Raw genomic sequence first — 13,564 nt, 5'->3', positions numbered from 1 at the left:
GACGCTCAGCCCCTCAGCACAGGCCCCGCCCGCGCAGCATGGGGGTGACTTCGGCGTCACGGCCCCGGAAGGCGCGGTAGGTGGCCGCTGGCTCGCGGCTGTTGCCCACAGCCAGCACATGCTCGACCAAGCGCGCGGCGGTGGTCGGGTCAAACACATCACCCGCTTCGACAAAGGCTTCGAAGGCGTCGCAGTCCAGCACTTCGGCCCACAGATAGACGTAGTAGCCCGAGGCGTAGCTGCTGCCAGAGAAAAGGTGCTGGAAGTGCACCAGGCGGTGGTTCATGCCCACTTCCGCAGGCAGGCCCAGGGCCGCCAGGGTTTGCGCTTCAAAAGCCACGGGGTCTGGGGCTTGGGCGTCGGTGCGGGCGTGCACGGCCAAGTCCACCAGGGCCGAGGCGCAGTAGCGCAGGGTTTCGTAGCCCTGGTTGAAGTGGGCAGCAGCCTTGAGCTTGGCCAGCAGCGCGTCGCTGATGGGCTCACCCGTTTGCGCATGGCGCGCGTGGCGGCGCAGTACCTCGGGCTCGGCCATCCAGTGCTCCATGAGCTGCGAGGGCAGCTCGACAAAATCGCGCAGCACCTGGGTGCCGGAGAGCCGCTCGAACGCCACGTCCGACAACAGGCCGTGCAGCGCGTGGCCAAACTCATGGAACAGCGTGCGCACGTCGTCGAAGGACAGGAGCGTGCCCTCGCCCGTCGCGCCTTTGGCGAAGTTGTTGTTGTTCAGGATGATGGGCAAGGCATCGATGCCGTTGCGCGCTTGCCAGCGCAGTGCGTTCATCCAGGCACCGCTGCGCTTGTTGGGGCGGGCAAAGTTGTCATGCAAAAACAGCCCGCGCAGCCGGCCTTGGGCGTCTTGCACCTCGTAGACCTGCACGTCCGGGTGGTAAGCCGCCACCGTGGGCTGGTGCACAAAACGCAGGCCGTAGAGGCGCTGCGCGCAATCAAAGGCGGCTTGCACCATCGCGCCCAGTGCAAAGTGAGGCTTGATCTGTGCCTCGTCCAGCGCGTAGTGCTGCTGGCGCACTTTCTCGGCGTAATAGCGCCAGTCCCAGGCCTGCAGGGGGTGCGTGTCACCGCACTGGCGCTGTGCGGCCAGCAGTTGTTCGCGCTCGCGCTGCACGGCTTGTTGGGCAGGCGCCCACACCTGCTGCAGCAGCGCTTGCACGGCGCCTTGCGAGCCCGCCATGGTGTCGGCCAACGCGTAGTCGGCATAGCAGGCGTAGCCCAGCAGCTGCGCTTGTTCGTGGCGCAGGGTCAGGATGTCTTGCACGATGGCGCGGTTGTCTGTCTCGCCCGCATGCTCGCCGCGCGCCACCCAGGCCTCGTAGGCCTGCTGGCGCAAGTCGCGGCGCTGCGAAAAGGTCAGAAAAGGCACGATGAGCGAGCGCGACAGCGTCACGATGTGGCTGCCCTCAGGCAGGCCCCGCTGCGCGGCCGCCTGGCGTGCGGAGGCACGCAGGTAGTCGGGCAGCCCGGCCATATCGGCCTCGCCCTGCAGCAGCAGCTGGTAGCTGCATTCGTCGGCCAGCACGTTTTGCGCAAACTGCGTGTGCAGCTGCGCCAGGCGCTCCATGATGTGGGCGTAGCGCTGCCTTGCCTCGCCTTGGAGCTGAGCGCCCGCGCGCACAAAGTCCAGCTGGATGCGCTCGAGCAAGCGCAGCTGCTCGGCCGTCAATCCGAGCTGTGCGCGCTGCGCATGCAGGGCGTCGACGCGCGCAAACAAAGCGGCGTCCAGGTAGATGGCGTTGCTGTGCGCGGCCAGCGGTGCGGCCATGGCGCGTTGCACGGCTTGCAGCGGCTCGGAGCTGACCGAGGCGTTGAGCGTGTCAAAGAGCTGGCGCAGGGCTTTGAGCCGCCGCCCGCTGCGGTCTAGCGCGGCAATGGTGTTGTCAAAGCTCGGGGCTGCTGGGTTGTGGGCCAGGGCTTGCAGCTCGGCACGGTGCTCGGCCAGGGCTTGCTCAAAGGCTGGCATGAAGTGCTCAGCGGCAATGGCTTCAAAAGGCGGCAGGCCATAGGGGCCGTCCCAGGTTTGCAGCAAGGGGTTGGTGGCAGTCATGATGGATGGGGCGCCGGGCTCAGGCCCGCGTCAACAGGGGCAGCACAAACAACAATGCGCCGGCACTCGGGGTGGAGGGCTCGGCGCATACAAATGACCAGGGCGACGACTGCCGCCCCCAAGGGTCTAGGGCTTACTTGCCCGCAGCTTTGGCAGCGGCGAGTTCCTTCTTGATGGCGATCTCGTCGGCCTCGTCGTAGTCCTTGTTGGAGCACTCGAGCTTCCACTCGTTGAGCTTATCGGTGTGCTCTTCCAGGCGGGTGCTCAGGCCGTCTTTGCGCTTGTTGTAAGCCTCGGCCTTGGCGTCAAAGCCCTTGGAGGCTTCAAAGTAGGCGTCTTTGACTTTGTTGAAGGCGTCAATGCGGGCGTCCAGCGCCGTGGCACGGGCCTGGTAAGTCTCCTGCATGGCCTTGACTTCGCTGCGGCTGAGTTCCTTGGCCTTGGCTTTGACTTCTTCGCCGTACTTCAGGATGTCGTCGCGCTCGGCCTTGATGCCGTCGGCCGTGGCGGTGAGCTCAGCGCCTTGCTTGGTCAGGCGGTCTTTTTCGGCGGCAAGCTCGGTGCGCTCGCTATTGAGCTTGGCGTCTTCGGCCTTGATGGCCAAGCCTTCGGCTTCGTTGGCGTCCACCGCGGTCATGCAGTGGCGCAGCTGGTCACGCGTGAGCAGCACTTTCTTGGGCTTTTCCACCACGGGGCGGCTGACCTTGTTGTTCTTTGGGTCAACCTTGGCCTTGGGGTTGACCGTCTGGGCCTGTACCAAACCGGCAAGCAACACGCCCACCGCTACCAGAGCAACACACTTCTTCATCGTCAGGACCTCCGCATCACAGCTGGGATGCGTCTTGGGGGATCAAACAGAAGCGGCCATGCGAGCCGCCAACTCAAGGCGCCATCATGCCATGACCGGGATAATCCGAGCTTTTGCACCCCGCACACTGCGTCGCTCTTATGGCCCTCAAGGCAAGCATTCACAAAGCCCTGCTCAACGTCGCTGACATGGACCGCCATGTCTACGGCGAGCACAACCTCACCATTGCCAGACACCCCTCCGAAACCGAAGAGCGCATGATGCTGCGGGTGCTGGCCTACGCGCTGCTGCAGCCCTCTGACGACGTGCGCGGCAAGCTGGAATTCACCAAGGGGCTCTCAGACGTTGACGAACCCGACCTGTGGCAGCTGGACCTGACCGGCGAGGTGGTGCACTGGGTCGACTTGGGCCAACCCGACGAGCGCCGCATCATGAAAGCCCATGGCCGTGCCGAACGCATGACCGTGTTGAGCTACGCCGCCAGCACCCCGATCTGGTGGGCAGGCCTGGAGAACAAGCTCACGCGCACCCCCAAGCTGGAGGTGCTGCAAATCCCGGCCGAGCAGTCCCAAGCCCTGGCACGCCTGTGCGACCGCTCCATGGTCTTGCAAATCAGCATCCAGGACGGGCACATCTACGTCAGCAGCAACCAAGACCCTGTGGAAATCACACCCCTGGTGCTGAGGGCCCGCAAGAGCTGAAGCACTGGCCCCGAGTCTCTCTACACTGCGCCTACCGCAAATCTTTCAAATTTAAGATGACGCCGCCCTTTGCCCTGAACCGCCGCATGTTCACTGCCACTGCCCTCGGAGCCTGCGCTGCCGGTGTGCCTGCCTGGGCAACCCAGGCGCCCGCTGAAGACCCCCACTTGTGGCTGGAAGAGGTGCAAAGCCCGCAGGCGCTGGCCTGGGTGGCGCAGCGCAACAAGGCCACTTTGTCTGAGCTGCAGGCCGACCCGCTCTACACACCCTTGCGCGAACAGGCCCTGGAACTGCTGACCACACAGGACCGCATTCCAGGCGTATCCCGCGTGGGCCAAGACCTCTACAACCTCTGGACCGATGAGGCCAACCCCAGAGGGCTGTGGCGGCGCACCACGCTGGAGCAGTTCCGCCAAGACAAGCCGCAGTGGGAAGTGGTGCTGGACATCGACGCACTGGGCCGCGCAGAGGGCAAGAGCTGGGTGTTCCACGGCGCCAGTTTTGCCGGGCCCGACAACCGACGGGCCCTGTTGTGGCTCTCGCCCGGGGGCTCGGATGCGAGCGTCATGCGCGAGTTCGACTGCGTGGACAAGCAGTTCGTCAAAGCAGGTTTTGAGCTGCCTGAAGCCAAGAGCCAAGCCAGCTGGGTGGATGCCGACACGTTGCTGGTGGGCACGGACACCGGCGTGGGCAGCCTCACCGACTCGGGCTACCCCCGCACCGTGCGCCTGTGGCGCCGAGGCACACCGCTGAGCGAGGCCCCTGTTGTTTACGAGGGCCAGGCCAGCGATGTCTCGGCCGGCGCTTCGGTTGAAGAACGCCACGGCCACGCCCCGCGCATCTCGTTTTACCGGGCGCTGGACTTCTACAACAGCGAGCTCTGCGTGTGGCAGGGCACGGTGCAAGAGCTGCACGCGCTGCGCCCCGCACAGCTCAAGCCGCTGGAGATCCCCAGCGATGTGCAGGTCAGTTTGTGGGGCGACTGGCTGCTGCTGCGCCCGCGCAAGGACTGGAAGCTGCCCGGGCAGACGCTGCGCTCGGGCAGCTTGGCCAGCATTGGGCTGAAGGCCTTTGAGCGCGGTGAGCGCCGCTTTACGCGCTTGTTCGAGCCCAGCGCCACGCGCTCACTCGAAGCCCTGGCGCTGACTGCCAGCTGCGTGCTGCTGCAGCTCAACGACATGGTGGCCAGCCGGGTTCAGGAATGGCGCTTTGGCCCCAAAGGGCCGTTGCGCCGCCGCGAGGTCAAACTCCCCTACCCCGGCAGCCTGAGCCTGCAAGCGCTGCACGACCCCGCGCTGGCCCAAGACCCGTTGGCCGAGCACTACGTGGTGTATTACAACGACTTCCTCACCCCAGCATCCCTGATGCTGTGCCGCACGGGCAGCGACCAGCGCGAGCTGCTCAAGCGCCGCGCGCCGCAGTTCGACAGCAGCGGCATGCAAGTGCGCCAATACCTGGCGCGCAGCAAAGACGGCACCCGCGTGCCCTACTTCGTGGTGAGCGCCAAGCAGATGCAGCGCGACGGGAAAAACCCCTGCCTGCTCTACGGCTACGGCGGTTTTGAAGCCTCCATGCTGCCGGGCTACTCGGGCGTCTTGGGTCGCGGCTGGCTGGCGCGCGGTGGTGTGTATGTGCTGGCCAATATCCGTGGCGGTGGCGAGTTCGGTCCGGCCTGGCACCGCGCAGCGCTCAGGGAAAACCGTCAGCGCGCCTATGACGACTTCATCGCCGTGGCCGAAGACCTCATCCAGCGGCGCATCACCAGTGCGCGCCACCTGGGCATCCAGGGTGGCAGCAACGGTGGGCTGCTGACAGGGGCTACCTTTGTGCAGCGCCCCGAGCTCTTCAATGCCGTGCTGTGCCAGGTGCCGCTCTTGGACATGAAGCGCTACCACCGCTTGCTGGCGGGGGCCTCGTGGATGGCCGAGTACGGCGACCCGGATCAGCCCGAAGACTGGGCCTATTTGCAGCGCTACAGCCCCTATCACAACGTGAAGAAGGGCAAGCACTACCCGCGCGTGTTCTTCACCACCTCCACCAAGGACGACCGCGTCCACCCCGGTCATGCCCGCAAGATGGTGGCGCGCATGACCGAGCAAGGCCACGAGGTGCTGTACTACGAAAACACCGAAGGCGGGCACGGCGGCGCTGCGGACAACGACCAGCGCGCCACCTTGCTGGCCCTGGAATACACCTATCTCTGGCGACAGCTGGGCCGCTGAAGCAGCGCCGACGCAACGGCACAATGGCCGCCTTCGGAGGAGGACGGCATGAAGCAGCTCAAGCCTGGGCGGCCGCTTTGGCGGCAATGGATGGTGGCCGGCGCGGCGCTCGGCGCCGTGGCGCTGGGCTGGGCGCAAAGCGCCCCTCAGCCGCCCATCAACGGCCTGCGTGAACAGCCCCAGCAATGGCACGCGCTGACCCAGGCGCGCGTGGTGGTGGCGCCGGGCCAGGTGCTGGACAACGCCACGGTGCTCTTGCGCGACGGGCGCATCAGCGCCGTCGGCACGCAGCTGGCCATCCCGCCGGGTGCGCGCGTGTGGGCCTTGCCCGGGCGTACCGTCTACGCGGGCTTTATCGAACTCAACAGCCACGCTGGGCAGACCACGCCGGACAAAGACGCCGCCCTGCCCAGCCAGCACGCCTTGGTGCGGCCCGAGCGCTCGGCCGCTGCCCAAGGGTCCGGCGCAGCCGATGCCCTGCAAGGCTTGCGTGAGCTGGGCTTTACCGCTGTGCTCAGCAGCCCGGCGCAAGGCCTGTTTCGCGGCCAGGGTGTGTTGCTGGCCACTGGTGGCGACGCCGATGCGCGCCAGCGCGTGCTGGTCGCTGACGTGAGCCAGCACCTGGGCCTGCAGTGGTACCGCGGGCACAACGCCACCGCCTACCCGAATTCCCTCATGGGCGCGGTAGCGCTGACGCGCCAAACCCTGTGGGACGCCCGCTGGTGGGGCCGTGCTGGGGCAGATGCTGCCCCCAATGCCGCGCTGGCCGCCCTGCAAGCACCGCTGCAGGGGCGCCAAGCCGTGTTCATGGCCCTCAACGATGAGCAAGACATCGGGCGCGCCACACGGCTGCGCGACGAGTTCAAGCTGCGCATGACGCTGCTGGGCCAGGGGCATGAGTACCGCCAGCTCGCCCAACTCAAAGCCAGCGCCATGGGCGTGGTGCTGCCGCTGAACTTCCCTGCGGCGCCCGAAGTCGAAGACCCCGATTTGGCGCAAGACATCCCCCTGCAGCAGCTGCAGCACTGGCAGCTTGCGCCCTCCAACCCCGCTTTGGTGGCGCAGCAAGGCATTGCGCTGGCGCTCACCAGCCAGGGCACTGCGGCGCGTGACTTCTGGCCCCATCTGCGCCTGGCTGTGCGCCGTGGCCTCAAACCCGAAGCCGCCTTGGCGGCGCTGACCACCACGCCCGCCGCCTGGCTGGGGCAGGACAAACGCCTGGGCCGCATTGCGCCGGGGCAGCTGGCGCATTTGGTGGTGGCGCGTGGCGATTTGTTCGTGGACGAGCAAGCCGACATCGAGCTGACTTTTGTGGCCGGCATCGCCCACAGCACGGAGGCCTGGCAGCGGCCCGACGCGCGCGGGCGCTGGCAGCTGCAAGCCGGGGGTGAACTCATCATCAGCGGCAGCCCGCGCCAGCCCCAGGCACGCTTGGCCCAGGGCGGGCGCTGCGAGCTGGTGCAGCGCGGAGATCTGCTGCAGCTGCGCTGGCCCTGTGCCGCCGCCGAACCCGGCGCGGGCAGCGACAAGGCGGCTGACAAAATCATGTCTTGGCTGGCCCTGCGCCTGCAAGGGGACGGCCTGCACAGCGCGGCAGAACCCGACGCCCCGCGCTGGGCGCAGCGTCTGGGTGCCGCCTCAGCCACTGAGGCGCAGACGGCCAAAACCGAGGCCAAAACCGAGGCCAAAACCGATAGCGCCCCCGACCTCAGCGTCCTCAAGCGCTACCCGGCTGGCGCCTATGGCTCGGCGGAATTCAGCGCCGCGCCCCCTACCGTGCTCTTGCGCGGCGCCACGCTGTGGACCAGCACCACGGCAGGTCGCCTGCCAGAGCACGACCTGCTGCTGCGCGACGGCAAGATTGCCGCCATCGGCAAAAACCTGCCCGCCCCCAACGGTGCGCAGGTGGTGGACGCACGCGGGCTGCACATCACGCCGGGCTTGATTGACGCGCACAGCCATGTGGCCATCAACGGCGGCGTGAACGAGGCCTCCAACAGCGTCACGGCCGAGGTCCGTATTGGCGACGTGATCGACGCCACCGACGTCAACCTCTACCGCCAGCTCGCGGGCGGGCTGACCACCGCCAACGTGCTGCACGGCTCGGCCAACACCATTGGCGGGCAAAGCCAAGTCATCAAGCTGCGGTGGGGCCAAGATGCCGAAGGCCTGAAATTTGTTGGCGCCGAGCCCGGCATCAAGTTCGCCCTGGGTGAAAACGTCAAACAGTCGAACTGGGGTGACAACAGCAAGCGCTACCCCAAGAGCCGCATGGGCGTGGAGCAGCTGCTGCGCGACGCCTTCCGCCAGGCCGAGCAATACCGCAGCCAATGGGCCGAATGGCGCCAGGGCAAGCGCAAGGTCGAGCCGCGCAAAGACCTGCAACTCGACACCCTGGTGGAGCTGCTGGAGCGCCGCCGCGCCATCCACATCCACGCCTATCGCGCTGACGAGATGCTGATGTTCATCCGCCTGGCGCAAGAGTTCGGGCTCAAGGTCGCGGCCTTCCAGCACGTGCTCGAGGGCTACAAAGTGGCGCCCGAAATCGCGCAGCTCGGCGCGGGCGCTTCGACCTTCTCGGATTGGTGGGCCTATAAGATGGAAGTCAAAGACGCCATCCCCTACAACGCCGCCATGATGAGCCGTGCAGGCGTGCTGACGAGCTTCAACTCCGACAGCAACGAGCTGGCTCGGCGCCTCAACACCGAGGCCGCCAAGGCCGTGCGCTGGGGCGGCATGGCCGAGGAAGACGCGCTGGCGCTGGTCACCATCAACCCCGCACGGCAACTGGGTGTGGCGCTGCGCACCGGTTCGCTGGAAGTGGGCAAAGACGCCGACGTGGTGCTGTGGAGCGGCCACCCCCTGGCCACCTCCAGCAAGACCCTGCAAACCTGGGTGGATGGCCGCAAGCTCTACGACCATGAGACCGACCAGCGCCTGCAGCAACAAGCCAAGGCGCAGCGCAGCGCCCTGCTGGCTCAAGCCCTGCCCGCCCGCTTGGCCGCCCTGGGCCGCGACGCCGGGGCCGCTGATGGCCAGAAAAACGCCAACCCACGCGGCAGCGCCAAGGCGCCTGGCGCGGACGACGACAACGCCTTGGCGCTGGCGCTGGCCGAGCTGCGCTTGCGGCAATGGCTGCATGAGCAAGCACGCTGGCGCAGCAGCTACAGCGACGCTGAAGGACACCAATGCACCGCGGAGCTCCAGCCATGAGTCTGCCCACCGTCCCATCCGTAACCCGCTCGCGCCGTGCGCTGCTCAAACAGCTCGGGGCGCTCGGCGGCAGCGCCTGGCTTGGGTCCTTGGCCACGAGTCCAGCCGCAGCCGCGCCCACGCTGATGTTGAGCAATGCGCTGCTGCATCCGCTGGTGCAAGCGCCCATACCGAACGGTCGGCTGCTGATTGAAAACGGCCGCATTGCCGCCATTGGCGGGCCGCAGCTGCAAGCCCCAAGCCATGCCAAGCTGCTGGACCTGCAGGGGCAGCATGTTTATCCGGGCTTGATTTCCCCCATCAGCGCGTTGGGATTGGTGGAAATCAATGCCGTGCAGGCCACGGTGGACAGCAGCGAGGTGGGTGAACTCAACCCCAATGCGCGGGCCGTGGTGGCCGTCAACGCCGACAGCGAGCTGATTGCCGTGGCCCGCAGCGGCGGCGTGCTGACGGTTCACACCGCACCGCGCACCGCGCCTGGCGGGCTGATGGCGGGCACCTCAGCGCTGTTGCAGCTCGACGGCTGGCACTGGGAGCAAATGGCTCTGGTGCCCGAGCTGGCGCTGCACATTCACATGCCGGCGGCGCGCACGCCCGAGAGCATGTTTGGCGACAACAGCGCGCCGCGCGCCCAGCAGCAGCGTGTGGCGCAGCAGCGCCTGCGCCAGCTCGACGAAGCCTTTGCCCTGGCCCGGGCCTACGCACAGGCGCGCGCAGTCGACCCCAAGCTGCCCATAGACAGCCGCTGGGAAGCCCTGCGCAGCTGCTTTGCGGCCGACCCCCAAGCGCGCCGCCCCGTGTGGGCGCGGGCCGACGACAGGCTGCAAATCCGTCATGCGCTGGAACTGGCGCAGCGCCACGAGCTGCGTTTGGTGCTGGTGGGTGGGGCGGAGGCCGCGCTCTTTGCCAGCACGCTGCGCACGCGCCAAATTCCCGTGGTGGTGGCCCAGGTCAACCGCCTGCCCTTGCGCCGGGACGACCCGGTCGACACCCTCTGGCGCCTGCCCGCCAGTCTGGCCGAGGCTGGGGTGTCGTTCTGCATTGGCATGAGTGGCAGCGAAGGCCATGCGGCCAACGAACGCAATCTGGCCTTTGAAGCCGGTCGCGCCACGGCCCATGGGCTCAGTGCCGACGAGGCGCTCAAGGCCATCACGCTCTACCCCGCACAAATCCTGGGCGTGAGCGACCGCCTGGGCAGCTTGCAAGTCGGGTGCCTGGCCAGCTTGTTTGTCAGCAGTGGCAGCCCGCTGGACATCCGCTCCGAGGTGCTGCGCACCTTTGTGCAAGGGCGCGAGTTGCCCATGGACAACCGCCACACCCGGCTGCGCGATCGCTACGAGGAGCGGCTGCGGCGCTAGCGCGTCTGATGCCGCTGGGGTTCAAACCACCAGCGGCTCGGGCTCCAGGCGAATGCCAAAACGGCCGTAAACGCTTTCCTGAATGGCCCGCGCCAGCGTCACCACCTCGGCGCCTGTGGCCCCGCCGCGGTTGACCAGCACCAGCGCCTGCTTGTCGTACACCGCCGCACCGCCCACGGCTTTGCCCTTCCAGCCGCAGGCGTCAATCAGCCAACCTGCAGCCAGTTTGAAGCTGCCATCGGGCATGGGGTAGTGCACCACATGCGGGTCGCGGGCAATGATGTCGCGGCACTGTTCGGGCGTGACCACCGGGTTTTTGAAAAAGCTGCCCGCATTGCCTAGCACGGCTGGGTCGGGCAGCTTGGCGCGCCGAATGGCGCAGACCCAATCGAACACCTGGCGCGCATCCGGCGAGTGGATGCCGGTTTGCTCCATCTTGCGCTCCAAGTCGTAGTAGCCCAGCTGCGGCTGCCAGGGCTTGGGGCAGCGCAGGCGCACATGGGTGATGACGCACTTGCCCGCCAGCCCGCCCTCAGTGCTGCTGCGCTTGAAGACGCTGTCGCGGTAGCCAAAAGCACAGGTGCGGGCGTCCAGCGTGACGGCGCGGCCAGTCACCAAGTCCACCACATCCAGGCTTTCAAAGCGGTCTTTGAGCTCCACGCCATAGGCCCCGATGTTTTGCACCGGTGCGGCCCCCACGGTGCCGGGAATCAGCGCCATGTTCTCCAGCCCCGGAATGCCTTGGTCGAGCGTCCAGGCCACCACCTCGTGCCAGAGCACGCCTGCACCAGCTTCGACAATCCAGGCATCCTCACGCTCGGCCACCAAGCGTATGCCAGGGATTTCCACCTTCAGCACCACGGCTTCAATGTCTTTGGTCAGCACCAAATTGGAGCCACCACCCAGCACAAACTTGGGCGCGCGGCCCCATTGCGGGTGGTCCACCACGCGGCGCACATCGGCTTGAGAGCGCACGCGCAAGAGCACGCGGCCTTGCGCGGGCAGGCCAAAGCTGTTGTAGTCCTTCAGCTTGACGTCGTGCTCCGGCACAATGCCGCCCTGGCCTGTCGAGGCCTGATCCAATTTTTCCTGCATGGCAGGAATTCTCCCTGAAACGGCGGCCGCACACGGCGCCCTCACCGAACCCGAGCACACCCATGGCCAGTTTTGACGCCAAACTCGAACCCGATATGGTCAAGCTTCGCAACAGTGTCGAAGCCAGCGCCAAAGAAATTGCCACACGCTTTGACTTCAAAGGCACCAGCGCCGCCATTGAGTTCAAGCCCAAGGAAAACGAGATCCACAGCGTCGGCGACGCAGAGTTCCAGCTCGAGCAAATCGAAGCCGTGCTCTACGCCAAGCTGAGCAAGCAAGGCGTGGTGCTGGGCTTTATCGACAAGCAAGAAAAGATTGAAAAGCTCGGCGGCGACCGCGTGCGCCAGGTCTACAAGGTCAAGGCCGGCTTGGAATCGGCCGAAGCCAAGAAGCTGGTGGCCGCCATCAAGAACAGCAAGCTCAAAGTCACCGCAGCCATTGAGGGCGATGTGGTGCGCATCACTGGCAAGGCGCTGGACGACTTGCAAGCCGCGCAGGCCGTGTTGCGCAAAGACTTGCCTGATCTGCCCCTGACCTTCGACAACTACCGCAAATGACCCGCCGCGGCCTGGCGCTGTTGCTGTGGGGAACACTGAGCCTCTGCTGTGCGTCAGCCTGGCCTCAAGCTGCCGCATTGGGCGGGCCGCACATCACCTTCAACGGCAGTCTGGGCAAACACGCAGCGCTGCTGCTCATCGATGGCCAAGCATTGACTTTGCAGCTGGGGCAAAGCGCCCGGGGCGTGCGCCTCTTGGCCATTCAAGATGATCACGCTGAGGTGGAAGTGTTGGGGCAGCGGCGCCGCTTGCAGCTGGGCGAATCGCCCGCGCAGCTAGGCGTGGAGCCCAAGGGCACGCTCACGGCCCAGGGGCAAAACGGTCACTTCTATTTGGATGGCAGCATCAACGGCACCGCCACCCGATTTTTGGTGGATACCGGCGCCTCATTGTTGACCCTGGGCTTACCTGAGGCACAGCGCCTGGGCCTGGCGCTGCATGCGGCACGCAAGGTCACGGCGCAAACCGCCAACGGTGCGGTTGAAGGTCAGCTGGTGACGATCAAGAGCCTGCGCTTGGGTGGCATAGAGCTCACGCAGGTGGAGGCCATGGTGCTGCCAGCCGCCATGCCCCATGTTTTGCTGGGTAACAGCGTGTTGAGCCGTTTCCAGATGCGGCGCGATGCCGATCAAATGGTGCTGACGCACCGCAACTGAGCAGTTATGAAACCAGCCAAGTCCGAGGCCTTGCCCCTGGGGCAGATCCTCTTTTCCCAAGGCTTTGGCACACGGCGCCAATGTCAGGCCCTCCTCACCAAAGGCGGCGTGGCCTACCAAGGCCAAATCTTGCGTGATGCCGACCACGTCCTGCCCCTGGCAGGCTTGGTGCTGCATGTGAATGGTGAGCCCTGGCCCTACCACGCCCAGGCGCTCATCATGCTGCACAAGCCCTCGGGCTACGAGTGCTCGCGCCAGCCGCTGCACCACCCCAGCGTGCTGAGCCTGCTGCCCGAGCCGCTGCGCCAGCGCGGCGTGCAGCCTGTGGGGCGCCTGGACGAAGACACCACGGGGCTGCTGCTGCTGACCGACGACGGCCAGCTGCTACACCAGCTCACCAGCCCACGTCATCACGTGCCCAAGGTCTACCACGTGCAGTGCAAACACCCGCTGGCCGAGAGCGCACTGCAGCAGTTGTGCGAGGGCGTGCTGCTGCAAGAGCGCGACCCGCGCCTGGCCGAACGCCCGGCGCGTGCCGACGCCGCGCATTTGCTCGATTCCGGTCTCTTGAGTCTGACCTTGACCGAGGGCCGCTACCACCAGGTCAAGCGCATGATTGCCGCGGTGGGCAACCGGGTGTCAGGCCTGCACCGTGCGCAAGTGGGTCGGCTTGTCCTGCCCCCCGATCTGGCGCCCGGTCAATGGTGTTGGGTCGAGCAAGGGCGCCAGGCCGTGCTGAATTGACGCCAAGGTCGGTTAGACGCAACACTCGACGCCTCGCAGGGTAGATACCCAGTTATTCTGTCATCAACTTTGTGTACAAAGATTGCTGGATTCGCGTGACTCAAGGCCAAACACGCAGTAGGGCCAGCCTTGGATGGTTCGCTGCCTTGAT

Annotated in this window: 10 protein-coding genes; 7 read left to right on the top strand and 3 right to left on the bottom strand. The window is 66.2% G+C overall.

What is annotated here, in order from left to right:
* Nucleotides 1-13 precede the first annotated feature (13 nt).
* Both ACG0Z6_RS16175 and ACG0Z6_RS16170 read right to left on the bottom strand, forming a co-directional pair.
* A complete protein-coding gene (locus ACG0Z6_RS16175) occupies nt 14-2,059 on the bottom strand; it encodes a M3 family metallopeptidase (protein ID WP_394463296.1) in 2,046 nt (681 codons plus the stop codon).
* A gap of 133 nt (nt 2,060-2,192) precedes the next feature.
* Nucleotides 2,193-2,867, bottom strand: coding sequence for a hypothetical protein (locus ACG0Z6_RS16170; RefSeq protein WP_394463293.1), 675 nt, complete (start codon nt 2,865-2,867; stop codon nt 2,193-2,195).
* Nucleotides 2,868-3,007: 140 nt separating this feature from the next.
* On the opposite strand from ACG0Z6_RS16170, the gene ACG0Z6_RS16165 reads away from it, so the two are divergent.
* The 4 genes from ACG0Z6_RS16165 (at nt 3,008) to ACG0Z6_RS16150 (ending at nt 10,361) form a co-directional block, all read left to right on the top strand.
* Complete coding sequence (locus ACG0Z6_RS16165; protein WP_394463291.1) at nt 3,008-3,568, top strand: YaeQ family protein; 561 nt, start codon at nt 3,008-3,010, stop codon at nt 3,566-3,568.
* Between the two features lie 86 nt (nt 3,569-3,654).
* Nucleotides 3,655-5,790, top strand: coding sequence for a prolyl oligopeptidase family serine peptidase (locus ACG0Z6_RS16160; RefSeq protein WP_394463290.1), 2,136 nt, complete (start codon nt 3,655-3,657; stop codon nt 5,788-5,790).
* 48 nt (nt 5,791-5,838) lie between these two features.
* Nucleotides 5,839-9,003 (top strand): amidohydrolase family protein, encoded by a 3,165-nt coding sequence (locus ACG0Z6_RS16155; protein WP_394463288.1) that lies wholly within the window; start codon nt 5,839-5,841, stop codon nt 9,001-9,003.
* On the top strand, nt 9,000-10,361 hold the full coding sequence (locus ACG0Z6_RS16150; protein WP_394463286.1) for an amidohydrolase family protein: 1,362 nt from the start codon (nt 9,000-9,002) through the stop codon (nt 10,359-10,361). The genes ACG0Z6_RS16155 and ACG0Z6_RS16150 overlap by 4 nt, the downstream gene beginning before the upstream one ends.
* A 21-nt stretch (nt 10,362-10,382) precedes the next feature.
* On the opposite strand, the gene murB is transcribed toward ACG0Z6_RS16150, so the two are convergent.
* Nucleotides 10,383-11,414: a UDP-N-acetylmuramate dehydrogenase gene (gene murB / locus ACG0Z6_RS16145; RefSeq protein ID WP_394463396.1), complete on the bottom strand. Its 1,032-nt coding sequence runs from the start codon at nt 11,412-11,414 to the stop codon at nt 10,383-10,385.
* 104 nt (nt 11,415-11,518) lie between these two features.
* On the opposite strand from murB, the gene ACG0Z6_RS16140 reads away from it, so the two are divergent.
* Genes ACG0Z6_RS16140 through ACG0Z6_RS16130 form a run of 3 tightly spaced genes read left to right on the top strand, consistent with a single transcriptional unit; the run spans nt 11,519 to nt 13,413 of the window.
* On the top strand, nt 11,519-12,013 hold the full coding sequence (locus tag ACG0Z6_RS16140; protein ID WP_394463284.1) for a YajQ family cyclic di-GMP-binding protein: 495 nt from the start codon (nt 11,519-11,521) through the stop codon (nt 12,011-12,013).
* The gene (locus ACG0Z6_RS16135; RefSeq protein ID WP_394463282.1) at nt 12,010-12,669 is read left to right on the top strand and encodes a retropepsin-like aspartic protease family protein; all 660 of its coding nucleotides are present in this window, start codon (nt 12,010-12,012) and stop codon (nt 12,667-12,669) included. The genes ACG0Z6_RS16140 and ACG0Z6_RS16135 overlap by 4 nt, the downstream gene beginning before the upstream one ends.
* A gap of 6 nt (nt 12,670-12,675) precedes the next feature.
* Nucleotides 12,676-13,413, top strand: coding sequence for a pseudouridine synthase (locus ACG0Z6_RS16130; protein ID WP_394463280.1), 738 nt, complete (start codon nt 12,676-12,678; stop codon nt 13,411-13,413).
* Nucleotides 13,414-13,564: the final 151 nt, after the last annotated feature.

The sequence above is a fragment of the Roseateles rivi genome (genome assembly GCF_043555845.1).
GTDB classification, from domain to species: Bacteria; Pseudomonadota; Gammaproteobacteria; order Burkholderiales; family Burkholderiaceae_C; genus Roseateles; species Roseateles rivi.
Note: the sequence above shows the minus strand (reverse complement) of the source record. Positions and strands in the feature narration are given on the sequence as shown.